Consider the following 25,697-nt stretch of genomic DNA (forward strand, 5'->3'; position numbering starts at 1 on the left):
ACTTCAATCCTAACACAGGATCCCGGTGCTTTCTTTCTTTTTTCTATTAACTTTTCCTACAAAAACTTTACCCTACGCTACAAGGTTTTGTTATAAGACAGACGAAAGCGCTGCGAAAAAATTTTTCACCGCGCTTTCTGACATTGGTAATTGTGTTATTTCTTGCGATTCGCCGGAGCGCCGCCTCCGCAGCTTCCGCTGCAGCTACAGCCTGCGCAGCCCATGCTGCAAGTAGTTCCGCAGGTCTTCTTGTTGTGGATCAGGGTTCTGATACAGAATACTGCGATGATGGCCACGATTGCTACTACGATGATGTCTGCTAACATCTTCATGCACCTTCTTTCAATGTTCCGATACGATACATATTTCTGCGATCGATGACACCGGCTTCTTCCAGTGTCTTGATCATACGATATACAGTGGCGATGCCAACTGTCTGGTCTTTTTCTCTTACCTGATAATAGATTTCCTTACAGCAGGAACAGTCATTCTCCAGAATGGTGCTGATAATCAGCTTCCTCTGTTTGGTGATACGAAATCCGCGCTCCCGCAGGCGTCCAAGAATCATCTCCTGACTCATATTCTTCCATTCCTCTCCTGACATTTTATCTCCTATCCTATGTGGTTTCAAGAAATTTTTGAATAAGGTTTATTGAGAATAACTCTCAATTTCTTTTTCTAGTTCCTATTAAAGCACACTCAGGTCAGTTTGTCAATACTAATTGTTTGTTTTAACTAACTCTTTAAGATGACAGAAGGGCCCGTTCGGGCCCTCCTTTTGTTTCCTTATCTATACCAGCTTTTTCGCAAGCTCTGCAAGGTTCGCCTGGTCGTCGTCGCCCGGCTCGTTGTTGGCGATTACGGTACCGACTACTTCTGCTCCGGCTTCTTTCATGCGCTCTTCCCATTTGCGCATCCACTCACCGTCGCCCCAGTCATAGGAACCGAACAGCGCCACTTTTTTGCCTGCCGCGAATTTCTCCACTTCCTCTACAAACGGCTCCATCTCGCCCTCGTCCAGTTCCTCATCACCCATGGCAGACGCGCCCAGCGCAAAGACGGTCTCACCTTCTAGGTCTGTCGGAGATACGGTGGATACTTCGCTTACTTCCGCACTTCCCCCGGCGTTCTTGATTTCTTCAGCCAGCATTTCTGCCATCTTCTCTGTGTTTCCTGTGCTACTCCAATATACTACTTTCATGATGCTCCTCCTGATTTTTTCCCATTTTCTTATTTATAAAAAGCTGTATATCAGCCTTCTATGCGTATTTATGCCGCCTGTGCCGCGCAGCATTCGCGAAAGCTAAAGCCTGCCGCCAGCATGGTGGTCAGCGCCATTTTCAGCTCGTCGTAGAGACGGAAGGCCGCCCGGGCCTGTTCCACGTCGCCGTAGACCTTCCAGTATCCGCTTTCCAGAGCGTCCTTGCCCTGATGCTCGATGAAGCCTTCGATATCGGCCAGCGGATATTCCAGGAACAGACCGATCTCATGGGGAAATGGATTTCCATGCTTCTGATAGCTTTCGTAGCGTTCCGCCAGCAGACTCAGCTGCTCCTCCATTGTCCGGCCGGCATAGCCGTGTTCCTTCAGAAAGCTCTGATGCCCTTCTCTTTGCAGATACCGTTCCAGACGCTCTCTGTCGTAAAAGAGGATATGGCAGTATTTTCTGCAGCCGCAAAGCTGTACCCAGGAAATTTTGCTGTCCGCAAGCACCTCCGGCAGCGCATCCATCAGTTCCCGTCTCGCCGCTACCAGATTGGCCGTCTTACGATGACAGAACACCGGCGCGCAATGATTGGCCAGAAGCCTTTCCAGCTCACGTCCCGCCCCTGCCATTAGCAGTAGCTCCCGAGAATCTCTTCCAGCGCCGCCTGGCTGCTGGTATGGCAGCGAACGACTTCGATGTTGTTCTTCTTGGCTTCCTCCAGGGCACATTTGACCATCTTGTGGGATACGGTGTTCGTAAACAGTACGAACAGATCCGGTCTGCCCACCTGCTTTTTCAGGTCGCCTGTCATCTGGGTGAATACCTTTGCCTTACATTTATGCGCCTTGCAGATGTCATGGTACTGGCGCACCATCCGGTCGTGTCCCCCGATTATCACTATACTCATACGCATGCCCTCTCTTTCCTGCTGTAAAAATGTCCTGACGCGCATTGGTTAGTTCCAGCTAACCGCTCGCCTTTTAAAAAGAATCCATTTTTCAGGATTCCCATATGTTGGTTTTGTTATGTACTCAAAATGGCTTCTGTCTGTCCGTTTTAAATGGTTTTTGTTGGTTAGTTCTTCCTAACTCATGCATTTATCCTATCATACTTATAGGGATAGCGCAAGAGGATTCGTTGATACTAATTCTCAATAAGGTATCATTTACATACTTTTATTGAAAAATCATACCAACAACGCCCGTTTTCAGTATAGGGGATTCCATCGGAATTTCCTATTACATAAAAAGAGCGCACTCCCCGCAGGAAATGCGCTCTGTCTCTGTTTTCTCTGTTTTTAGATGGCCGGTGCGTGCTCCAGCAGATATTTCTCTGCTTCCGCGTTCCACAGACCGTTGGTCTTCGCCACGATCTTCGCCAGCTCCGCGAACATCGGATCTTCCTTGCCCTTCTCTTCAAAGTCTGCGATAGCAGTCAGGGGCAGGGAAATATGGGTGTAAATCAGTTTCTTTCCGCCCGGTACCTTCGGCAGGTTCAGAGTGGTCTCTCTTGCCACGTTCAGGCCGCCAATGTGGGTTACCAGAATCGCCGGATCCAGCTTGCCCTGGCCAATCATAGACAGACACTCCTTCATATCGTCTGTATTGCCGCCGGAGGTTCCTACTACATGGGTTCCTGCGTAATGGACATTGTAGAAGTTGAACGGTGCGGAGAATGCCGGATTGGAGGGACCTGCGAAGAAGTTCAGGCAGCCGTCCTGTGCCAGGATGCTGTCAGCCAGCTCTACTACCGGAGCTACCGGAGCGAATACCAGCACATCGTTGAAGCCTTCGCCGTCTGTGAAGTCCATCATGAACTTATGTGCGTCCTCTACCTTACCGGTGTTGGCATATACCAGCTTGATACCCTTCTTGGCAGCCTCTTCCGGCGGAAGCACCTGAGCCGCACGGGCCAGTCTCGCGTCGTCGATGTCGGTAACTACTAAGAGAGACGGACATCTGTCACAATGCGTAATGTAGTCGATAGCAGCCAGTCCCATGGGACCTACACCTGCCAGAATTGCCATTTTGCCGCCCTCTACGATACCCATGTCATGCTCGTATTTTCCTCTGGTGGCATGGTACATGGCATGGAAGGTTCCTGCTACACAGGACAGGGGCTCAGTCAGGGAGCCGCCGAAGAAATTGTCGCTGTCAAAATGAAGCAGACAGCCCATTTCCATAACTTCATTCGGAATAATAATATAGGTAGCGTCGCCGCCGATGTACTCATAGGAGTATCCCGGAGCTGCCAGGCTGCCCTTGTAGTTCAGAGCCGGCTGGATGGAGAATTTCTCACCCTCCTTGAACTCATGTGCCCATTTTGCTCCTACCTTTACCAGGTCACCGCAGAACTCATGGCCAATGATAACCGGATGCTCTTTGATATTTTCCGGAACACGCTTATGATCCTCGCCCTGCATGGCTGCCTTGTAAGAGGACATGCAGATGCTGTCGGATACGACTCTTGCCAGAATCTCGTCGTCCTTGATCTCCGGAAGCTCATATTCGTCCAGACGTAAATCCTCTTTTCCGTAAAGTCTCAGTGCTTTTGCTTTCATAGTTCTTCTCCTTTTATGATATCTATAAGGTTAATCTACTTTCTCACGCTCGATTAACTTCCAGGTGGCGTCTACCAGGTGCTTGAACTGCGGATCCTCCAGCTGCTTGCAAATCATACTCTGGCGGGAGGAATTCACGTCCTCGCCGGAAATCTCCATCATGCCATAATCGCGGCAGAGCTTCTGCAGTCTGGTCATCTGCTCCTCCGTATTGCGGGCCGGCATGTAAGTGACGCCGTGTACGCCCTCTTCCTTCAGCATTTCAAACAGCTCATCCAGGAAATCATCCTCGAATTTGGCCGCCTTCTTGTCGCCTGTCACAGAATTCGTCACATCGCCCAGGTAGGGATAGCAGAGAATCGCGCCCACCTCGTCAGCCAGCTTTACCAGATCTGCAAAAGGCATGCATTCATCGGTAGCCGGTACATAGATCTTGGACACCAGTTCTGCTTTCATCACGCCCAGCAGGTCGTAAATCAGATGCGGGTTCTCCGGATCCGACAGCCGTGCTTTTGCAGTGTCATTTAATGCGACGCCCAGCTCCTGCTCCACAAAGTCCGCACAGCCTCCCCGGGGTGCTTTGTCCAGAATCTTCTGACTTAAGGCGCAGAGCACATGGCGCTCGGTGATGGAACCGCCGTTCTGATACTGGGAAATGGGAACGACGTCCTGATCGAAATCCACTTCGATACCGTAGGGCTTCATCAGCTCATTGATATTCGCCACCATCTTGCGGTTCCGCACATTTCGCTTTTCCCGTAAGGGAGCGAAGACCTCGTCCAGACGCTTGAAGCCCGTCGCCGGGATACTGTGAATGGCCATGTAGCAGATGCCTGCCTGATCCGGGTTATTCAGCTTCCGGCCTGCCATCTTCGTGGCAGACAAGTCTACGCGGCACTCCATACCACAGGTAGTGCCAATCCCGGCGATCTTGCCCGCTTTCCGGAACTCCACGGCTCCGGCGATACTGTCATGGTCCATGATTCCGGCTGTCTGAAGGCCCTCGTCCCGGGCACAGTACACAGCCGCTGTCGGGGAGTACGGGGAAAATGAGTAAATAGTATGTATGTGATTGTTAGCGAACTGAGGCTTTACCTCCGGCTTTTCCTTCTCGCCTCCGATCAGAATGGCCAGATTCGCCAGCCGCTCTTCCGGTGTCGGCGCATTCAGAAGCTTCAAAACCTCCTGCCGCTCCACAAATTTATCCATAAAACCCTCCTGCCTGAAGCTAATTCAGCATAGTCTGACCACCGGTAACCGGGATCGCCTGGCCTGTCTCAAACTGCTGCTCCACTGCATAGAACAGAGCCTTCGCCACATCCTTCGGCGTACAGCCTCTGTGAATCGGGGACTTGGAAAGATAGTAGTCCTTTACATCCTGTACAGTCTTCGCCCCCGGAACCTTGCCTGCGTTCAGGTACTGTACAAAAAGTCCTCTCTCCGGATCGGACCACAGGGGGCCGTCGTAGAAGTTGCCCGGGCAGATGGAATTTACTTTAATATTTGCGGAAACCAACTCCAGCGCAAAGCTCTGGGTCAGGCCAATGCCGCCGAACTTACCGCCTGCGTAAGCACTGTTGTTCTTGGAGCCTACCAGACCGGACTTGGAATTAATCTGGATAATATCGAACCACTGCTCCGGATCTGCCTCATGCTGCGCCTTCATGATGGCGGACGCGTACTTGGCAGCGTTGAAATATCCGATATAATTTACTTTGGTTACAAACGCGAATGCCGCCGGATCCATATCATCCAGGCTGCCTGCTTTCAGAACGCCTGCATTGGATACAAAAATGTCGATGCCGCCAAAATGCTCTACCGCATCGCAGACCATCTGCTCCATGGAAGCAGGGTCGGATACATCCACCTTCAGACCCACGGCGCGGTCTCCGAATGTCTTGGCCGCTTCCTTCGCCTGATCCACGTTCAGGTCTGCAAGTACGACACTTGCTCCCTCATTATACATCTCTGTGGCAATTCCCAGACCAAAGCCCTGGGCTCCTCCGGTTACCACTGCGATTTTACCAGCCAGACGGCCTGTGGTCGCCGGACGGTTGTGAATGTTTTTCTTGGCATATTCCTTTGCTTCTGCCAGATTCATGATAAATTCCTCCTTTGATGTGTGTGTTTCTTATATTCCTGATTGTTTATCCGCAATTTATGGTTTTATTATAGCATTATCTCAACATAAGTCAATATAAATATAAATAAATCCAACATAAAATCAACACATTTTATTTTTGCATCAAAGAAATTTCATACGAATTTTCCTGTTACTTAAAAACAGACGCTTCCACCACCTTTTATCCGGCTTCTATGGAAACGTCTGTTTCTTCTTATTATAATAATATCGTAGCTTTTGTCTCTCAAGTGTGTGATTATCCCACGGTTACGTCTGTAATCGTATATCCCAACGGTTCAATTCCCGTATGAAGGGCTTCTGTAATGGCATCTGCAGGCATCTGTTCCGGCAGATAGAAAATAGCCTGGGCTTTCACATGGGAAGCCGACAGCCCTTTGGCCTGCGGAAATTTCTCGCGGATGGCGTCCTTAATGTGAGCCTCGCACATGCCGCACATCATGCCGTCGATACCGACGATGACCTCGGTGAGACCTGCTGTTTTGGCAGAGCGCCGGTGAGGCTTCACACCTGCCTTCGGCTTATCCGGCTTAAAGAAGCTGATGACGATGCGGACCGCTGCCACGGCCAGGACCGCCAGTAAAATCAATACGATTTTATCGGTGCTGTTTACAGGGACATTTGTATTCATAAATACCACTCTTTCTGATGATTTAGGTACAGTTTTATGCCTGCCATAAAGAAGTATCTATCCGATATTTTCCATTTTCAAAATACCGTATGGGGGTATATTTTTTTGTAAAGGTTACGCCCGTTGTCTCAGACAACGAGCGCAAACCTTATGGCTTATATAAAACTTATGTAATTGACTTCCTTATGCTTCAGCCTTGGCAGCCTTTCCGGCGGAAACCTTTTTCTTATTGGGATCCGGACGGAACAGCAGATACAGCAGAGCCGCAAGTACTACCAGTGCTACGACAGTGAACACATTGAACGCTACCTCGCCGATGGCCAGACCAACCAGCTGATATACAACCAGTGCTACGCAGTAAGCCATCAGGTTCTGGAACAGGATAGCGAACCAGAAGAACTTCCGGTTGCCCATCTCCTTCGCCATGGAGGAGATAGCTGCCAAACACGGTGAATCGAACAGGTTGAACAGCAGGAAGGATACTGCCGCGATTCCGCTGGGGAAGAATGCAGCAAATGCGTCGTGCATGGATACCTCGTACTCCTCCACCTCAACAGCCAGAGAGGACAGCAGACCCATGGTAGAAACGATACCCTCTTTTGCCACGAAACCGGACAGAGAGGAAGCAACTGCCTGCCAGGTACCGAAGCCCAGCGGAGCAAACAGCGGAGCAAGTACACCGCCGATCACAGCCAGCAGAGAATCTGCGGAATCTACCAGTCCGAAGCTTCCGTCTACGAAGCCGAAGGAACCAAGGAACCACATCACTGCACAGCAGAGGAACAGGATCGTACCGGCTTTCTTGATGAATGCCCATACACGCTCCCATACGTGAAGCAGTACGCCCTTAACAGAGGGAACATGGTATGCCGGAAGCTCCATAACGAAGGGAACCGGATCGCCGGCAAACATCTTTGTCTTCTTCAGAATGATACAGCAAACGATAACCATGATGATACCGGCAAAGTACATCACCGGAGCCATCCACCATGCGCCGCCCATCAGGAAGCCTGCAATCAGGGCGATAACCGGCAGCTTCGCGCCACAGGGAATCATGGTTGTGGTCATCATTGTCATACGACGGTCGCTCTCGCTCTCAATGGTTCTGGTACCCATGATACCCGGAACACCGCAGCCGGAGGAAATCAGGAACGGAATGAAGCTCTTTCCTGACAGACCGAAGCGACGGAATACACGGTCCATGATGAACGCCACACGCGCCATGTAACCGCAGTCCTCAAGGATGGACAGGAACAGGAATACGATAGCCATCTGCGGAACGAATCCGATGGGAGCTCCCAGGCCGCCCAGGATACCGTCTACCACCAGGGAGATAACCCAGTCGGAAGCGCCTGCGCCCACCAGCAGAGTCTCAGCGCCGCCCTGCAGCCACTCGCCGAACAGCACGTCATTGGTCCAGTCTGTTACCACGGTACCGATGGTGGATACTGCGATATAGTAAACAAGGAACATAACAACTGCAAAAATCGGCAGAGCCAGAATACGGTTGGTTACGATCTTATCAATCTTATCAGAAGTAGAAAGCTCACCGGCTTTACGCTTCTTGGAAACGCACTCTTTTACCAGGTTCTGAATATACAGGTATCTCTGGTTGGTGATGATACTCTCAGCGTCGTCGTCCATCTCCTTCTCGCACTCTTTGATGTGCTCTTCCAGATGGGACTTCAGATCAGCTGAAAGCTGAATGTTCTCGAGGGCCTTGGAATCGCGCTCGAACACCTTAATGGCGTACCAGCGAAGCTCTACTGCGTCTACCAGCCCCTGAATGGACTCCTCGATATGCGCGATGGCATGCTCTACGCTGCCCGTAAAGACATGGGGAAGCTCTGTCTGCTTGCCCTTCTTAGCCTCTTCGATACACAGCTCTGCCGCCTTCTTGGTAGCGTCGCCCTTCAGCGCGCTGATCTCGATGACCTTGCAGCCCAGCTTCTTCTCAAGCATAGCAATATCGATCTTGTCGCCGTTCTTTCTCACCAGGTCCATCATGTTGATGGCGATAACCATCGGCAGACCTACCTCAACCAGCTGTGTGGTCAGGTACAGGTTACGCTCGATGTTCGTGCCGTCGATGATGTTCAGGATGACGTCCGGTTTTTCCTGTACCAGATAGTTTCTGGTTACGACTTCCTCAAGTGTATACGGGCTCAAAGAATAGATACCCGGAAGGTCCTGGATGATGACGTCCTTATTTCCTACCAGACGTCCTTCCTTCTTCTCTACCGTTACGCCAGGCCAGTTACCAACGTACTGGTTGCTGCCTGTCAGATTGTTAAACAATGTTGTTTTGCCGCAGTTCGGATTTCCTGCAAGCGCAATTTTAATTGACATGTTTTCCCCTTTTCCTGACCCTTTCATCCTCTGGGCCATAATTTAATTTGAAAATAACGCTTTGTCTTTAAAGCTTACTCCATCTCCAGGATATCCGCATCTGCCTTACGCAGTGAAAGCTCGTAGCCACGGACAGTTACCTCGATGGGATCTCCAAGCGGCGCCACCTTACGCACATAGAGCTCTGTACCCTTTGTGATTCCCATGTCCATGATACGTCTCTTCAGCGCACCCTCTCCATGGATCTTCACTACTTTGGACACCGCTCCTACCGGAACATCTCTTAAGGTTTTCATTTCTTCCACTCCTCCTTCACATTTGTTGGATTTCTTTACAAATGTCATACTATGTTTACACAGATTCTCAGGTCTGCGGTACAACCATCACTTTGGAAGCCATCTGGCTTGTAATAGCAAGCCGGGATTCCTTCACGTTCACGATGATATTGCCGTCTCCCAGCTGGGAAATGATGGTGATATGCGCGCCGGCTACAAAACCCAAATCTTCCAGATGTTTCTTGGCCTCTTCATTCCCGCCGACTCTGGCAACCATGAGTTCGTCGCCCGCCTTGGACATCGCTAATGGCATCATGATCGATCGCTCCTCTCTTCTTTCGTCCGCATGGAACAGACTGCTTTGCCGGAGCCTTTGCAGTTTGTCTATGCTTACTTTAGTTAGTTAATATTTACTAACATCGTGTTTTATTCTAACTCAATCAATTTTGATTGTCAATATCAATAAGGTAATTTTATTAGCTTATGCTAACTATTTTTAGAGTTCCCGTCTTACAGTGTCTATTTTGGTCAATTTTCCCTGTTTTCAGGAAAAAAAATTAGTGCATAAATTCCAACCCTTTCCATCTGATAAATGGAAATTTTGAAATCCATGCACTTTTTCCAGTTTCTTCCTGTTCTGTTTTGAAACTATTCTATACTGACTGTTCTGTCGGTTTCTCCGGTTCTACGCCTGCTTCCTCTTCTGCCGCTTCTTTGAAATCCTCCATCTGCTCCGGCGTCGCCCGGGGGAGATCTCCCACGGAATTGACCCCGAACCGGCGCAGGAATTCCTCCGTCGTGCCAAAGAGAATGGGACGTCCCGGCGCGTCCATACGACCCACCTCTTCAATGAGGCCGTATTCCACCAGCTTGTTCACAGCGTGATCGCTCTTGACGCCGCGGATCTTCTCCACCTCCAGGCGGGTCACCGGCTGCTTGTAGGCCACGATAGACAGTGTCTCCAGAAGTACATCGGTGAGAACTGTCTTTTTCGGCTGCTTCACCACCCGGATCAGCTCCTCATAATGTTCGGTTTTCGTGCAGAGCTGCCAGGATCCGTCAAGCTCCACCAGACGGATGCCCCGATCCGCCTCTTCGTAACGCAGGGCCATCCGCTTCAGAATATCGATCATCTCCTGCTTATCCAGATCCAGCGCCTCCGCCAGCCGTTCATTTTCCACCGAATCCCCTGCGGCAAACAGTATGGCCTCCACTGCCGCCCGGATTTCACTTTCTGTTCTCTTTTCTTCCACGTTTTACTCCTCTTGCTTCGCAGGCTCTGACGGCACTCCAAGCGCGTCTCCCGCTTCGATATAGATTTCTCCGAAGGTGTCATCCTGCTTTACGTTCAATTTTCCTACCTTCATCAGTTCCAGAATGGCCAGAAACGTCACGATGACCTGCATTTTTCCATGCTTGCCGGAAGCCTTCAGGATGCCCCGGAAGCTGGTGCGGGGGTGCCGAAGAAGCTCCTCCTCCACATAGACCATCTTGTCCTCCAGGCTGACCTCTTCCTTCTCGATCTCACCGAATTTGCTTCGAATGGGGTCGATCTTGTCCTCAGTGCGGCGTAAAATTGCCTGGAACACTTCGTTTAACCGAACCAGTGTCAGATCGCCGAGGAGCTCGTCCAGATCCACGGGAGCCGTGTAGGCAGTCACTTCTTTGGGAATATCCGCCTCCCGATAGAGGCTCCGCTCTGCCTCTCCCTGACGTCCCTTCAACTGCTCGGCCATACATTTGTACAATTTGTACTCCAGCAGGCGCTCCACCAGGTCGGCTCTCGGGTCGATCTCCTCGCCCTCTTCGTCCACCTCGGCGGGCAGCAGCATCTTCGCCTTAATCTCCAGCAGGGTCGCCGCCATCACCAGGAATTCGCTCATGACGTTCAGATCTTTTTTCTCCATGGCGCGGATGTATTCCATATACTGATCCGTAATGGTCACAATGGGGATATCGTAGATATCGATTTTGTTGCTTTCTATCAGATGCAGAAGAAGGTCCAAGGGGCCCTCAAATGCAGGCAGTTTCACGGGAATGCCCATGTTATTCTCCCTTCAGACGAATCACCGACAGCTCCGCCGGGTTAAAGATCCGTATATTCACTGTATGCGTGCCCAGGCCCCGGCTCACCACCAGGTTCTTTCCATTCTTTTTAAACTGCCCCGCGTCATATCTGGGAAATAATTTCGCCTGGGGCGTGATGATCCCGCCGATGCCCGGAATCCTTATGATACCGCCGTGCAGATGGCCGGATACGGTCAGATCCGCGCCCCACCAGGCGTAGCTGTCAAAATAGATGGGGTTGTGGGCCAGCAGGATATTGAACTTCGTCGGATCGGGGCGTCCGATGGCCTTCTCCAGATCCTCCTGACGGAAAATGGCTCTGCAAAATTTTTTATAATAGAACTCGGGCAGCTCGTAGCCGTAGATATCCATGTCAAGACCCCTAGCGGAAAAGGAGACCTTTTCATTTTCCAGAGGCTTCACGCCGTACTCTCTAAGGGCCGCCGTGTATTCTGTATACATGCTTCCGTAGATCTCCGGGTGCAGGCGCATGCGGTACTCATGGTTGCCGTTGCCATAGAAGATCGGAAGTCCGCCCTCCTGGAGCCGCCTTATCAGCTCCAGCGCCGGCGTGAAATCCGCGCCTGGCCTGCCCACCGGCAGATCGCCCGCCACCAGCACCGCGTCCGGTTCCTGGGCGAAAATCGCCTCCGCAAGCCGCTCATTTTCCTCTCCATAGCTGTGGTTGTGAAGATCCGCAAGCATAACAAAGACCGGCCCAGTAGAACCGGCCGGAAGCTTTGCTGTATTTATTTCGTATTCAAAAATTTTAAAATCAGACATGCTGTTAGATTACCATATTTCTCCGGGAAATGCAATCTGCAAGAAAAATTTTCATGCCCCGCATCCGAGACCGTAATGTATTTTACCCGTTCTCCCGCTGATATCTCTCATTCATCTTTGCCCGCAGTTCCTCATATACCGCGTGCTTCTCCGCATTTACCGTATACTCCTTGGAGCCTGTACCCTCGCGGATCTTGTCGAAAGCCTCGGCCACGTCGGCGTACTCGCCCATGGTGACGGTGGCTACCATCAGGGCGCCGATGGCAGTACTCTCGGCGTTGTCCATGCGGATGACCGGCTTGCCGTAAATATCGGCCTGCATCTGGTTGAAGGCCTCGCACTTGGAGAGACCGCCGTTGATGAGAATCCTGTGAAGGGGCACATATTTCTCAAAGGAAGCAATGTTATTGCCAATCTCCATGCAGATGCCCTCCAGCAGCGCCTTCAGCATGTCCTCTCTCGTGGTGCCGAGAGTCAGTCCTGCGAACTCCGCAGTGGCCTCGCTGTTCCAGTCCGGCGTGGACCGTCCCTGGAAATAAGGCAGCGCCATGCAGCCATGGGAGCCCGCCGGAATGCCGTTCAGGATATCGTCAAGCTTGCCGTAAAAGTCCGTTTCCTCCCGGAAGAAATTTCGCTTGCACCACTCCATGGCGGAGGTGCAGGTCAGCATATTGGCCTCCAGGATATAGTTACCTGCTGCCGAAGAAGCATTGCATACCACGTCCCAGTCCAGGTTCTCCGGCACTTCCTTACAGGTGGTCAGAAGGAAGCCGCCCGTACCCAACGTCAGGGATACCTGGCCGTCCTTTACCACGCCCTGGCCCAGCATACCGCACTGCTGATCGCCGCCTGCGCTGATAACCGGCGTTCCCTCGGCAAGTCCTGTCTCCTCCGCAAATGCCTTTGTGGTCCGTCCCAGAATGCTGCCCGGCGCGTGGAGCTCGCAGAGCTTTTCCTTATCCACCTCAAAAAGCTCCAGAAGCCGGTCGTCCCACTGGCAGGTCTTCAGGTTCATCAGAAGAGAACGGCTGCCGTAGGTCCAGTCTGTAGCGAACTCTCCTGTCATATGATACACCAGATAATCCGGAATCACGGTCAGCTTGTAAGCCTTCTCATATAAATCCGGCTGATTCTGCCGCATCCACTTCATCTTCGCGCCGGAGAACACCGGATTGACCCGGGAACCGCAGAGCTTGAAGATCTCCCTGTGGTGCTCCTCCATGGCCCTGCACATGGGCACAGTACGCTTATCCTGCCACATCTGCGCGTTGCCCAGGTGATTGCCGTTCTCATCTACCGGAATCACCGAAGAACGCTGGGAGGTAATCGCCACCGCGTCGATGGACTCTCCATGCTCCCCCGCCCAGGCAGTGGACTCCTTTACAATCGCCGTCATATGGTCCTTAAAATCCAGCGGATTCTGCTCCACCCAGCCATGATCCAGGGTAATGACCTGATAGGTCTTCTGCACCGTATGAAGCATCTCTCCATTTGCACGGAACAGGATGCCCCGCATGCTTGAGGTTCCCACGTCTAAAATCAGAAAATTCATTTGTACCTCTTCCCTTCTTCCTCTTTATCAATTCACGCCCCGGAAATTCATGTTCCGGGCCGTTCCTTACAAAAGCCAGCAGCCGAAACTCTGTTTCACATAATGCAGGTAATCCGCCCGCTCAATCGCTTCCGCCGCTGTAATTTCCACATTTCCAAGCTCCGTGCCGTCCAGATAATAAACCAGCTTTCCGATCTGCTGTCCTTTCTCTACCGGAGCCTCGATTTCTCTCTTAGCATACCACTTTTTTTCGATTCCGGTCAAGTCCTGACCCGTGGTGCTCAGATAGGAAAAGGTGGCTCCGTATTCTCCCAGTATCTCCTCTTCCACACCGCCCCGCACGGGTACTGCCACCGGCGGCAGTTCGTCCGTATCCCGGTACAAGGTACACTTGGCATAGCCATAATTCAGAAGAGCTGCAGCGTCCGCAAACCGGCCTTTGGGGTCGGGCGCTGCCATAATCACGGCTATCAGTTCGATGCCGTCCTTTTCTGCCGTGGCTGATACGCAGAACTTCGCCAAACTGGTGGAGCCTGTTTTCAGGCCTGTGGCGTAGGGGTATTGGCGAATCAGCTTATTGGTGTTCGTCAATCCGAACTCTTCTGTTCCTCGCTTCGTGGTGTGGGTGATATTTTCCATCCAGATGGTCGAATAATTATGGATCTGCGGATACTTCGTAATCAACTCCCGGGACATCAGCGCGATGTCGTAGGCGCTGGTCACATGCCCCTCTGTATCCAGACCGCAGCAATTGACGAAATGGGTGTCATTCATGCCCAGACTCTTGGCGCGCTCATTCATCATTTCCACAAAGAGGCTTTCCGTCCCGGCCACATACTCGGCCATGGCCACGGACGCGTCATTGGCCGAGGCCACGGAAATGCACTTGATCATCGTATCCACGCTCTGGGTTTCCCCGGCCTCCAAAAACACCTGGGAACCGCCCATGGACGCGGCGTACTCCGAGGTGGTCACTGTATCGTCCAGATGGATTTTCCCCTGGGAAATGGCGTCAAAAATAAGTAACAGCGTCATCACCTTCGTCACGCTGGCCGGCGGCAGCTGCTCATGGGCGTTTTTCTCCAGCACCACCGTACCGGTGGACGCTTCCATCAGGATCGCAGAAGGCGCCGAGATCCCCAGCGTATCCGCCGGAGTTTCCTCCGCCCAGGCCGATATCACCGGAAATTGCAGCGCCAGAATAAGAACTACCAGAAGGGACAAGATTTTTTTCATAGTATCACATCCGTGCGTTATCCGATTGTTGTAATCTATGCTTCAATGCACAAAATCAGACCTGCTTCATGAAAACAATCTCATCTGCATCTTTTACTTATCTCTACCATCCGTGATAAGCAGGCATCAAAAAACATTCGGTAAGACTGGCAAAATCTGTTTTTCCCGTCCATCACTCCCATATTATCTCTGTGTTTCCGGCACCCTCCCCTGCATATGAAAAAATACTCACATTCTTTGCATTCTGATAAATGATTACAGGAATTCTCTACAAACTGAATTGCATTTCTTTTTTTCTGAATTTCTTCAAAACTATTTTCGTTTAAATTTCCCAAGTTGTACTCATCCAGCACATAGAAATCACAGGGATATACACTTCCATCTGCTTCTACCACATTTTGAAAACTGCAAATTCCCCGTTGCTCACATGCCTCCGGCATATAGCCCAGCAATATGGAAATATAATTTTCGAACTGACGGATATAGGGCTGTTTTCCCTGTTTCAAATCAATTTCCCATAATTCAAACAATTCAATTAAAAAGTTCCCGTATAATTCCGGCGTTAAGGAAAACTCCTTTTCTCCTTGAAGTTTTCCTATGGGATCCAGGCAGGCTATATACTGCTGCCAACAAAATCCCAGCTTTCTGTACTGTTCATAGATGCGTCGGATTTTAGGGGCTGTTTTGCTGTTCACAACGGTCAGTACATTAAATTGTACCCCTGCCTTTTTTAAACACTCTGCCTTTTCCAACACATGATAATAGGTGTCATTCCCGCTTGCGTCTTTTCGAAAAGCATCATGTGTTGCTTTGATACCATCCACGGATAATCCCACCAGGAAATTGTTTTCCGCAAAGAAATGACACCATTTATCATCCAGGGCATAGCCATTCGTCTGCAACGCATGTTCGATTTTTACCTTTTTTGTATTGTATTTTTCCTCAATTTCCAAAAGTTTTTGATAAAAGTCCAGTCCGGCCAGGGTGGGTTCTCCTCCCTGAAAAGCAAATGTACAGGAACCGTCCGCAAATTCCAGACTTTTCCTTATAACATTTTCCAGCGTCGTTTCTGACATTTTTTTACACATGTTATCGCTGCGGTGTTCCATTTCATCTGCATAAAAGCAATAGGAACACCGCATATTGCATAATCCGGATACAGGTTTTATCATAATATGAACAGGCGGCATTTTTTACCTCTTTTATCTCTTATCGAATTCTTGCTAATTTGTTAATAAAATAAAAAATTTTACCTTCATCTTTTGAATAGAATTTTTTTGCAAGCATTTCAAAATGCTTCCGTTTTACAATGCTGTCTCCTGTCTGTTCCATTACATCCCTTAATGCTGAAAAATATTCTTCCAGACGTTCTTCCCCTATTAACGAAAGCATTCCTATGAAAATATGCTTAGCGTCTGGTTCCCACTGATAGTCCTTCGTAACGGGAAAACTCTCAAAACCCGGTCTTTCCGCTCGTTCGCTTAATACAAGTTCCGGGCTATACACAACATCTTTTTGAAGCCCCAAGCGTTCATATTGCTCATCCGGCGCATCACTTTCCTGCATCTTAGCGATTAATGCCCGGATCATTCTTGCCTCCAGTTCTGCATCATCCAAGGGACAAAGCTGTTCCGGATCCTCCTGCAAATCAAATAACAGATTTCCATACTGGAAAGAATTACAAAAAGTTGCATTCGCCAGTCTGCTCTGAACAGGAATCTTCATAAGACACGCCCCTTTTGTAAAAGAAAGCGGGCCGCATATTTCAATTTCTTTTAATTCCTTTGGCGTAAACAGATTTTCCTGGTGCGCAGGCATCAGGGTATATTCGTTTAGCGGCGTATTTCCTATAGAGGCAGAAGCCCGCATATAAAGATATCTTCCATCTGTAATATTTACGAAAGAACCATGAAAACCAAACAAAGCATAATCTCGAAGCTTTTCATCCGATTTCAATACAGAATTTAAAGATTTTCCCTGCATTTCCTGTTCAGCCGGAATGTCGAAAAAGTCTAACAGGGTCACTGGTATATCTATTGTCTGACATAACGCCTTTCTTCTCTCACCCTGAACCGGAGTTTTCGGATTCCATATAAAAAACGGAATATTTGCCAGTTCATTATAACACGGCATTACCGATTTTGCCCACCAGTCTTTTTCACCTAACAGGAATCCATGATCTGTGTTCACAATCAGCATGGTATCTTTCCACATATCATGCTCATCCATAAAGTCAAGTACTCTTCCTAAATTTCTGTCGCATTGTGATAAGACTGCTGCATATCTTTTTCGTATATGCTCAACCTGTTCCTTTGTCTCCGTTACCGGAGCATAGGGAGGCCAGTCAAAATGAGGTCCTTTATATTCCGGATCGCTTTCCTCCTGAACATCAAAAGGTTCATGTGGTGAAAAGGTCTCTATCTGCAAAAACCAGTTATCCTGTTTTTCATTCAGCTTCAAAAATTCAAGTCCATCGTCAAACACACTGTCCATAGGCCATGTTCCCCGTTGACGGTACAATTCCCGATTACACCAGTTGTTCCGCCACCATTCTGGATGGGTAAACTCCCTCATGGTAGGCACATGTTCCGGAATTTGCGGTTCGTCCGTGCGAAGTGCCCACGGATCCGCTTCCTGCCCTCTCTTGCATTCCCAGCTGGAATACATTGTATGGTAGGTACAGCCCCCGGCTTCCCAATAATGTCCATGGTCACTGACCAGTCTGGTAAAAATTCCATGCTCTTTTAAAATCTGCGGCATGGAATTATCAAAGGGCTCCATCGGTCCCCAGCTTCTATGCAGGAAGCTGTATCGCCCGGTATGTAAATCCCTGCGCGCAGGCATACACGGCAGGCTTCCCACATAAAAATTATCAAAACAGGCCGTTTTTTCTGCCAGTCGGCTGAAATTCGGTGTTTTATTAAAATCACACCCATACGGCTCTAAAAAGCGGCGATTCAGCGAATCAAACATAACCATTATTGCCCGCATATTCGTATCTCCTTTTCTATCTCCGCGTCATCTTTTCTTTTTGTATGCGTCTCGCTTCTTTTACGAGTACGATAACCGGAACCGCTACAGCAATTGCAAATAAAACAGTTCCCACCGACATCCGAAATACACATTTACCGAAGCTTTCATAATATACAATCGCACGGCGCAGATTTTCCTCTACATTTTTGCCCAGAATCATTCCCAGAATCAACGGGGCAATCGGATAACCGTTTTTGTCAAGTATATAGCCCAGCACAAGAAAGCCCATTGTATAATACAAATCGAACGCATTGGAATTCAGACAAAATATTCCGGTAATGCAGAAGACTGCAATATATGGCATTAAATACATTTTAGGTACCTGAAGAATTTTCGCCATTAATCCTAATGTAGACGCCTGATAAAGGAACATAAAAATGTTCGCTACGAAAACTGCCAAAATGATAGTCCGGAATAATACCGGTTGATCGATACTCAATTTAGGCCCCAGAGCGATTCCCTGAACTACCAATGCACCCATCATAACTGCGGTAGCAGTGTCTCCCGGTACAGAAAGTGATAACAGTGGTATCAGCGCTCCACCAGTTGTCGCGTTATTCGCAGTCTCCGAAGCAAAAACTCCCTCCTCGCAGCCTTTTCCAAATTCTTCCGGCGTTTTAGAAGCTTTTTTTGCAGCAGCATAAGATACCAATGCTGCAGGTCCTCCACCTAATCCCGGAAGAATTCCTATCACCGTTCCGATAACAGATGAACGAAGCAGCGTTCGGATATTCTTTTTTATACTTTGGAAATCCAACATATGAAAAAATTTCTTTTCCACTTTATTTACTACCGGAATTTCCTTCAGTCTCGCCGCATTATTTATAATCTCCGGAAGTGCGAACACACCGATTACCACTGCTACCAAAGCAAAACCATTTCTCAGATACATGCTTCCGAAGGAATATCTGTATGCAACGCCGTCGATGGGACTTTGACCCACGCAGCAGGCCAACAGACCGATTCCCAGAGAAATACAGCCCTTAATCATATTTCCCTTTGCCAGAACCGTAACCAGTGATAAGGCAAGGATACTCGCTCCAAAGTATTCCCACGGTCCAAATGTAAGCGCAATTTTTGACAAAAGCGGCGCAAGGATCAGCAGCATAACGGAACTGAAAATACCTCCAAAGAAGCTGGCGAACGCACCTATCGTCAGCGCCCTTGTTCCTTCTCCTCTTTCTGCCATCGGATATCCGTCAAAAACAGTCGCCACCGACGCTGCTGTTCCGGGTATCTTCAACAATACCGCAGATATAAGCCCTCCTGAAACACCGCCCATATAGATTCCCATCAGAATACATACTGATGGAACCGGATCCATAATCATCGTAATCGGAAGCACCAACGCTATCGCAATCGGCGTATTCAAACCCGGAATTGCTCCGAAAATATTGCCCAACACAACGCCCGTCAAAATCAAAAGCAGACTGGAAGGGTTCAATACATTCTGTAAAACCTCAACAAACATATTTTACTCCTCCTTTCAACCTAACAATGCAGACCAAATCGCTCCCTGCGGCAGTGCTATATGAACAACTTCCGCAAAAAAGAAATTACATCCAAATACAAACGCAACAGCAACCCCATTTCTGACTATAATAGAACGCATACTTCCGAAATTATCTCTTGTAATTTTATAAAATATATTCATCGTAATCAGCAGAAACAGCATCGTAGAAATAAGATATCCTGCATATCGGAACAGAATCACATATCCAAACAGGGAGAGAAGAAAAAACAGCCTGCTTCCCTGAAATAGTTCTTTAAACACAAATTGCTTTCTGTCCCTCTCCTTTATTACCTGAATTCCACGGATTATGATAATCATAACCAAAAAAATAATTACAATCCGGGGCCACAAAGCGGCCCCGCCAGAAGTATCCAGAATACTGGTTTTAAAGTCAAAACTCATTCCGTAAAACAGAGTACACACTGCTAAAAGCAACGCCAAAAACACTAATTCTCCCATGCCAGTCCTCCATCTTCTGTATGAATACGGTTAATTTAAAATATCTGCAACCGCCTCATTGGTCTTTGTCTGTACTTTCTCACAGATGTTTGCGTAATTTTCCGGGTCTTCACTGCGTGCTCCATATCCCAACGCATTCAGTTCCTTTATACACTCCGGGTCTTCCGAACAGGTTTTAATCAAATCTGCATAGTACTGTACAATCTTTTCATCTGTTCCCTTGGGCATCCACATTCCAAAGGACTGAAGCAGATAATCAAAGTCTGTATATCCCAGGCTCTCCGCTGACGGCAGATCTTCAAATCCGGGAATTACTGTATCATCCTTAGCAAATGCCATCAGCAAACGGAAGTCACCGGACTTCACATACTGGGATAACTGTCCTACACCATCAATGTAGGCGTCAATTCGTCCGCTCATCAATTCCGTCGCTTTATTATTTACCCCAAGATCCATCATCTTAAAAGCAACATCTTCTTTTTTCTGTATTGCCAGTGCTGCCAGCTGCGGAAGCGTTCCTGACACGGTACCCATACGGATGCTTTGTGGATTATCCTTAACTGCTGAAATAAAATCTTCGTAGGTTTCGTATGGTGAATCTGCTTTAACCGCCAACGCTACCCAGGAATCGCACCACATTGTGACCGGAGTAAAGTCCTCATACGTAAAATCAGCGTTACCAAGCGCTGCCTGCAGATAATATCCTACCGGAACATGCAGCAAGGTGTAACCATCCGGCTCCATCGCTTTTACCTGTTCTGCCGCTACCTGTCCTCCTGAACCGGTAATGTTGCTGACTACCACATTTACGCCCGCATATTTTGACATATATTTCGCGACAATTCTTGCCGGGATATCTGCTGTTCCACCTGCGTCAAAGCCAACGATAAAAGAGATATCCTTTTCCGGCTTAAATGCCTCCTCTTCCTGAGCAGCTGTATCTACTGCTGCTTCTTCCTCAACTGTTTTTTCTTCTGCTGTCTCCTGTTTTGCTGTTTCTGCTTTGCCGCCACATGCACAGACATTCAGTGCCATCACGGCTGTCATTAAAAATACGAGTGCCTTTTTCATTTTCTTACCTCCATACATTTCTTTTACTTTTCAATCCTTTTTGTTACTCTGTTTTTAGTACCTTCTGTTTTAATTACCTCTATCCTCCCTTTCTTTTTCATATTTCAAAAATGAAGCGCTTCATTTTTGAAGCGAAAATTTTATACTTTCTGAACGGTTGCTCCATTTTCCATATATCCTTTTATAAAAATTTTTCTCTGTATGTGCTCTGTCTCACCATTCGTAATCGCCAGAAACATATCCGTCGCCTGCTTCAGCAGACTTTTAAAATCTCGATTAAATGTTGTCAGCTTCTTCGGCGTCATATAATCAGAATAATACTTTCCAAAGCCTACAATCGACACCGTTTCGGGTACACTTACCTGATACTGCATACAGGCGCTGTAAACTCCAATTGCCATAGCGTCATCCCTTGCAAGAATGACCTTTGGAAGCTCCTGATTCCGAATCGCCTGTTCTGCGTACTGGTAACCAATCATTACCTCATCCTCAAGCGTGCTCTCTATCTCCTTAATTTCACATTCCATATTCATTTCCGCAGACCATCGGATAATACCCTTCCGGCGATCCCGAACAGAAGAAATCCCTCGATCCTTCAAATCCAGGAATGTAACCTTGCGATGTCCCATCTTATAGATATACTGAATCATTTCCATGGCTGCGTAATCATTGTCCACAACTGTAAATGGAATATCCACATCCTCCAGATATCGGTTAATGAAAATAATCCGGTCGCGCATCTGTTCCGAAAGTCGACGGAAATATTCCTTATTTTCTGAGGAATAAGGCATAATAAACAGGCAATCCACCTGACTGCTCAACATAATTTCACACTGATTTTTTTCCTCCTTCGCAGAATTATGCGAAGTGGAAAGCATAATCCGATATCCCTTCGATCTTGCAAACTCTTCCATATAACTGAACACTTCTGTCTCTCTCACATCGTTAATGGAAGGAACAATAACACCCAAAAGCTTCGCACTGTCTGAAGCCAGCGCCTTTGCCTGATAATTGGGACGGTAATCCAACTCCTCAATAGCTTCATATACCTTTTTAACATTCTCTTCTTTCACAGATCCTTTTCCATTCAAAACATTGGAAATAGTCCCAAAAGACAGCCCGGTCCGTTCCGCTATCTGTTTATAGGATGCCATACCTCTTATCACCTCCAAAAATGAAGCGCTTCATTCATTGACTACATTATACGTTCCGAATCTGTTTTCTGTCAATTAACAAATATCACAATTATCAATCCGCACTTTTATGCACTTCGCCTTTTTATCCCCCTTATCTCAGCCGTAACAAATAAATAGTGCTTCGGAAACGTTAGCTGATTTTCCGTAGGGACGAGCAGGCTGGCAGCATCTGAAGGAGGCCCTGTTTGAGGACCCTTGGGTCCGAGTTGGCCGGTCAGATGCGTATAAGCCGCCTGCGAGGAGCATGAAAATCTGCGTGTTTCCGAAGCACTATTTATTTGTTACGGCTGTACACAGCCTATAATCTATTTCTCTTTATTCTCTTCTTCCTCCGCATAAGCGCTCTCCCGCTCATCCAGATCGAGATAAGGCACATGGTGCCCCACATACTTGTAAGCCGGACGGATAATCTTGCCCGCATTGACGATTTCCTCGATTCGATGCGCGCTCCATCCGGAGATACGGGAAATCGCGAAGATCGGGGTAAACAGTTCTTCCGGCAGACCCAGCATGCTGTATACAAAGCCGCTGTAGAAGTCCACATTCGCGCAGACAGGCTTTAAGAGTCTGCGGCCTGACATGAGGCAGTCGCCTGCGATACGCTCTACGCGCTCGTAGAGGTTAAACTCTTCCTCCAGGCCCTTCTCCTCGGACAGCTTTCTCGCGTACTCCTTCAGAATCACCGCACGGGGATCAGACTCTGTGTAGACCGCGTGCCCCATACCATAGATAAGGCCTGCCCGGTCAAAGGCTTCTTTTCGGAGAATCCGCTGCAAATAAGACTCAATCATCGTCTCATCCCGCCAGTTGGTCACATGGGCCTTGATATCCTTGAACATCTCCTGCACCTTCAGGTTCGCGCCGCCGTGCTTGGGGCCTTTCAGGGAACCTAAGGACGCCGCCACCGCGGAATAGGTATCGGTACCGGTCGAGGATACTACATGGGTGGTAAATGTAGAGTTATTACCGCCGCCATGCTCTGCGTGCAGCACCAGGGCTACATCCAGCACCTTTGCCTCCAGCTCCGTATACTGGCCGTCCTTTCGAAGCAGACGCAGGATATTCTCCGCTGTGGACAGATCCGGTTTCGGATTCCGGATAATCAGGCTTTTATTCAGATGATAATGACGGTACGCATGATAACCGTAGACAGAATACAGCGGGAACTGGGCAATCAGCTGCAGAGACTGCTTCAGGATATTGTGGATGGAGATATCCTCCGGGTTCTGATCATAGGAATACATGGTCAGCACGCATTTCTGCAGGGTATTCATCATATTGGAACTGGGTGCCTTCATGATAACATCGCGGACAAAGGTCTCCGGAAGCTCCCGGTAGATGCCGATCAAATCAATGAATTCATGAAGCTGCTGTCTGGTGGGCAGCTTTCCGAACAATAACAGATAGGTTGCCTCCTCGAAGGCAAACCGGCGGTTGGCCTCGCCCCGGATCAGATCCTCCACATTGACGCCCTGGAAGTACAGTTCGCCGTCGATGGGAACCCGCTCTCCATCGATATAGCCGAAGGAAACCACATCGGAAATCTCCGTCAGTCCGGTCAGGACACCTTTTCCGCCGGAATCACGCAGACCCCGTTTCACATCATAATCCGCATACAGCCGCACGTCGATTTTTCCGGAACGGCTGCTGTATTCTACCAGCTTGTTAAATTTCTCATCTACCAGCACATCGTCTTTCTTCATTTTCTCATATCCTCCTCGGCGTCCGCTTCCGAACAACGGATATCTACACTAAGCGGACATTTTATTCAATTATAGCGAAAAAGTATCTGAATGGCAAGACCAGATTCCCCAGAAAGTAATAATCCCGTTTAAAAAAAGAGGAGCTGCGCAGACAGTCTCCTCTTTTTCGCTGTAAAATTTTCACCCTGTTTTAAGTTTTACTGTCTATTTCAGATGATCCACCGCCGCACGCTCGATAGCCAATCCCTCTGTGTAACGCGCAAGGAACGCGTCAAAGCCCTTTACATCTTCCGGATCCGGGGCAAGGGTTTCGCCCTTCTCGCCTGCGAATACCCGGTTGTTCAGGTAATCGCCCAGGCTCTCGCCATCCTTCTTTTCTTTCATATAAGCTGCCAGCAGGGCAATACCCCAGGCGCCGCCTTCTCCTGCGGTCTCCATAACGGTAACCGGAACGTCCATAGCCGCCGCCATGATGCTCTGTCCTACGCCCTTGGTCTTGAAGAGTCCGCCGTGACCCATGACCTCGTCTGCCTGTACGCCTTCTTCCTTAAACAGGATATCTAGACCGGTTTTCAAAGCGCCCAGCGCTGTATACAGGTGTGCTCTCATGAAGTTCGCCAGCGTAAGCTTCGCGTCCGGTGTGCGGACAAAGAGCGGTCTTCCCTCTTCGAAGCCTGTCAGATGCTCGCCGGAGAAATAGTTGTATGCCAGCAGTCCGCCGCAGTCCTTATCTGCCTCCAAAGCCTTACGGTACAGGGTGCCGAACAGCTCGTTCATATCTACCTTCATGCCAAAACTCTCCGCGAACTCCCGGAAAAGTCCAACCCAGGCGTTCAGATCGGAGGTACAGTTGTTGCAGTGTACCATACCTACCAGACTGCCGTCCGGGGTGGTCACCAGGTCAATCTCCGGATGAACCTTCTTCAAGTCATGCTCCAGTACGATCATGGCAAATACAGAGGTACCTGCGGATACGTTACCGGTTCTCTGGGCTACGCTGTTGGTGGCCACCATTCCGGTACCTCCGTCGCCCTCCGGCGGACACATGGGAATGCCGCTCTCCAGAGTTCCCGAAGGATCCAGAAGCTTTGCGCCTGCTTCCGTCAGCACGCCTGCCTGCTCTCCCGCATTCTGTACCTTCGGCAGGATTTCGCGAATCTTCCATCCAAAGCCCTTATCCGCTATTTTTGCCTGGAACTTATCCAGCATTTCCTCGTTAAACTGCTTGGTCGCCGTATCAATGGGGAACATACCGGAGGCTTCACATACGCCCAGCGTCTTCTCTCCGGTCAGTTGCCAATGAATGTAGCCTGCCAGCGTGGTCATAAAAGTAATCTCCGGCACATGCTCCTCGCCGTTCAGAATCGCCTGATACAGATGGGCAATGCTCCATCTCTGGGGAATATTGTACTGGAACAGTTCGGTCAATTCCCGGGAAGCCTCACCGGTAATGGTATTTCTCCAGGTGCGGAAGGGCACCAGCTGCTTTCCGTCTTTATCAAATACCAGATAGCCGTGCATCATGGCGCTGATTCCGATGGAACCTACCTTGGTAAGCTCTACGCCGTATTTTTCCTTCACGTCCTCTTTCAGGGAAGCAAAGCTGCCCTGCAGTCCCTTCCAGACCAAATCCAGGGGATAGGTCCAGATACCGTCGCGAAGCTGGTTCTCCCAGTCAAAATTGCCCACTGCGACAGCCTTGTAGCTTTCATCCACCAATACCGCCTTGATACGGGTGGAACCCAATTCAATACCAAGGGATGTTTTTCCATTTAAAATAGCATCTTTTACTGTACTCATTGTGATAACCTCCACTTTTATTCGTTTATTTGTTGCCTTCGTTCGAATTTATACTCTATTTATACAACAGATTGCACAATACGTCAATGAGGAAAAGAAAAAGCAATACAACTTTTTGCAAA

The 25,697-nt window shown here is 48.9% G+C and carries 25 protein-coding genes; all 25 read right to left on the bottom strand.

The window, feature by feature from the left end; translation table 11 throughout:
• Positions 1–155: 155 nt before the first annotated feature.
• The 25 genes from ACESZP_RS13420 to ACESZP_RS13540 all read right to left on the bottom strand — a co-directional run bounded on the left by ACESZP_RS13420 (position 156) and on the right by ACESZP_RS13540 (position 25,575).
• On the bottom strand, positions 156–332 hold the full coding sequence (locus ACESZP_RS13420; protein WP_499709265.1) for a FeoB-associated Cys-rich membrane protein: 177 nt from the start codon (positions 330–332) through the stop codon (positions 156–158).
• Complete coding sequence (locus ACESZP_RS13425; RefSeq protein ID WP_499709267.1) at positions 329–604, bottom strand: Fur family transcriptional regulator; 276 nt, start codon at positions 602–604, stop codon at positions 329–331. The genes ACESZP_RS13420 and ACESZP_RS13425 overlap by 4 nt, the downstream gene beginning before the upstream one ends.
• A gap of 186 nt (positions 605–790) precedes the next feature.
• Positions 791–1,201 carry a flavodoxin gene (locus ACESZP_RS13430; RefSeq protein WP_499709268.1) on the bottom strand — a complete coding sequence of 137 codons (411 nt, stop codon included), beginning with the start codon at positions 1,199–1,201 and terminating at the stop codon, positions 791–793.
• Positions 1,202–1,269: 68 nt separating this feature from the next.
• A complete protein-coding gene (locus tag ACESZP_RS13435) occupies positions 1,270–1,836 on the bottom strand; it encodes a DUF3793 family protein (protein WP_499709270.1) in 567 nt (188 codons plus the stop codon).
• Entirely contained in the window at positions 1,836–2,114 is a 279-nt protein-coding gene (locus ACESZP_RS13440) for a DUF2325 domain-containing protein (protein ID WP_178038654.1), read from the bottom strand. Before ACESZP_RS13440 ends, ACESZP_RS13435 begins: the two co-directional genes overlap by 1 nt.
• 390 nt (positions 2,115–2,504) lie before the next feature.
• A complete protein-coding gene (locus ACESZP_RS13445) occupies positions 2,505–3,767 on the bottom strand; it encodes a zinc-binding dehydrogenase (protein WP_178038653.1) in 1,263 nt (420 codons plus the stop codon).
• A 30-nt stretch (positions 3,768–3,797) separates the two neighbouring features.
• The gene (locus ACESZP_RS13450; RefSeq protein ID WP_499709271.1) at positions 3,798–4,976 is read right to left on the bottom strand and encodes a PHP domain-containing protein; all 1,179 of its coding nucleotides are present in this window, start codon (positions 4,974–4,976) and stop codon (positions 3,798–3,800) included.
• A 19-nt stretch (positions 4,977–4,995) separates the two neighbouring features.
• Entirely contained in the window at positions 4,996–5,868 is an 873-nt protein-coding gene (locus tag ACESZP_RS13455; protein ID WP_349164250.1) for an SDR family NAD(P)-dependent oxidoreductase, read from the bottom strand.
• 277 nt (positions 5,869–6,145) lie between these two features.
• Complete coding sequence (locus ACESZP_RS13460; protein WP_499709272.1) at positions 6,146–6,538, bottom strand: heavy-metal-associated domain-containing protein; 393 nt, start codon at positions 6,536–6,538, stop codon at positions 6,146–6,148.
• Positions 6,539–6,721: 183 nt separating this feature from the next.
• The gene (gene feoB / locus ACESZP_RS13465) at positions 6,722–8,887 is read right to left on the bottom strand and encodes a ferrous iron transport protein B (protein WP_499709273.1); all 2,166 of its coding nucleotides are present in this window, start codon (positions 8,885–8,887) and stop codon (positions 6,722–6,724) included.
• Between the two features lie 74 nt (positions 8,888–8,961).
• Positions 8,962–9,183: a FeoA domain-containing protein gene (locus ACESZP_RS13470; protein WP_178038648.1), complete on the bottom strand. Its 222-nt coding sequence runs from the start codon at positions 9,181–9,183 to the stop codon at positions 8,962–8,964.
• A 67-nt stretch (positions 9,184–9,250) separates the two neighbouring features.
• Positions 9,251–9,475, bottom strand: coding sequence for a FeoA family protein (locus ACESZP_RS13475; RefSeq protein ID WP_178038680.1), 225 nt, complete (start codon positions 9,473–9,475; stop codon positions 9,251–9,253).
• 340 nt (positions 9,476–9,815) lie between these two features.
• Positions 9,816–10,415, bottom strand: coding sequence for an SMC-Scp complex subunit ScpB (gene scpB / locus ACESZP_RS13480; protein WP_499709274.1), 600 nt, complete (start codon positions 10,413–10,415; stop codon positions 9,816–9,818).
• A gap of 3 nt (positions 10,416–10,418) precedes the next feature.
• Entirely contained in the window at positions 10,419–11,207 is a 789-nt protein-coding gene (locus tag ACESZP_RS13485) for a segregation/condensation protein A (protein ID WP_178038646.1), read from the bottom strand.
• A gap of 1 nt (position 11,208) precedes the next feature.
• Positions 11,209–12,012 carry a metallophosphoesterase gene (locus tag ACESZP_RS13490; RefSeq protein WP_499709276.1) on the bottom strand — a complete coding sequence of 268 codons (804 nt, stop codon included), beginning with the start codon at positions 12,010–12,012 and terminating at the stop codon, positions 11,209–11,211.
• An 82-nt stretch (positions 12,013–12,094) separates the two neighbouring features.
• Positions 12,095–13,564 (bottom strand): FGGY-family carbohydrate kinase, encoded by a 1,470-nt coding sequence (locus ACESZP_RS13495; protein WP_499709278.1) that lies wholly within the window; start codon positions 13,562–13,564, stop codon positions 12,095–12,097.
• A 66-nt stretch (positions 13,565–13,630) separates the two neighbouring features.
• Positions 13,631–14,800, bottom strand: a complete 1,170-nt coding sequence (locus ACESZP_RS13500; protein WP_499709280.1) for a D-alanyl-D-alanine carboxypeptidase family protein — start codon at positions 14,798–14,800, stop codon at positions 13,631–13,633.
• An 80-nt stretch (positions 14,801–14,880) separates the two neighbouring features.
• Positions 14,881–15,990: an anaerobic sulfatase maturase gene (locus ACESZP_RS13505; RefSeq protein WP_349164257.1), complete on the bottom strand. Its 1,110-nt coding sequence runs from the start codon at positions 15,988–15,990 to the stop codon at positions 14,881–14,883.
• A gap of 19 nt (positions 15,991–16,009) precedes the next feature.
• Positions 16,010–17,791 carry a sulfatase-like hydrolase/transferase gene (locus ACESZP_RS13510; protein ID WP_499709281.1) on the bottom strand — a complete coding sequence of 594 codons (1,782 nt, stop codon included), beginning with the start codon at positions 17,789–17,791 and terminating at the stop codon, positions 16,010–16,012.
• 16 nt (positions 17,792–17,807) lie between these two features.
• A complete protein-coding gene (locus ACESZP_RS13515; RefSeq protein WP_499709282.1) occupies positions 17,808–19,304 on the bottom strand; it encodes a tripartite tricarboxylate transporter permease in 1,497 nt (498 codons plus the stop codon).
• A 15-nt stretch (positions 19,305–19,319) separates the two neighbouring features.
• A complete protein-coding gene (locus ACESZP_RS13520) occupies positions 19,320–19,805 on the bottom strand; it encodes a tripartite tricarboxylate transporter TctB family protein (RefSeq protein WP_349164259.1) in 486 nt (161 codons plus the stop codon).
• Between the two features lie 30 nt (positions 19,806–19,835).
• Entirely contained in the window at positions 19,836–20,876 is a 1,041-nt protein-coding gene (locus ACESZP_RS13525; RefSeq protein WP_499709284.1) for a tripartite tricarboxylate transporter substrate binding protein, read from the bottom strand.
• A 140-nt stretch (positions 20,877–21,016) separates the two neighbouring features.
• Positions 21,017–22,030, bottom strand: coding sequence for a LacI family DNA-binding transcriptional regulator (locus ACESZP_RS13530; protein ID WP_349164261.1), 1,014 nt, complete (start codon positions 22,028–22,030; stop codon positions 21,017–21,019).
• Between the two features lie 347 nt (positions 22,031–22,377).
• Positions 22,378–23,775: a citrate synthase gene (locus ACESZP_RS13535; protein WP_178038636.1), complete on the bottom strand. Its 1,398-nt coding sequence runs from the start codon at positions 23,773–23,775 to the stop codon at positions 22,378–22,380.
• Between the two features lie 204 nt (positions 23,776–23,979).
• Entirely contained in the window at positions 23,980–25,575 is a 1,596-nt protein-coding gene (locus ACESZP_RS13540) for a xylulokinase (protein WP_499709285.1), read from the bottom strand.
• Positions 25,576–25,697 lie beyond the last annotated feature (122 nt).

Origin of the sequence: Candidatus Dorea massiliensis AP6 (assembly GCF_964245105.1) — a bacterium.
GTDB classification, from domain to species: Bacteria; Bacillota; Clostridia; order Lachnospirales; family Lachnospiraceae; genus Laedolimicola; species Laedolimicola intestinihominis.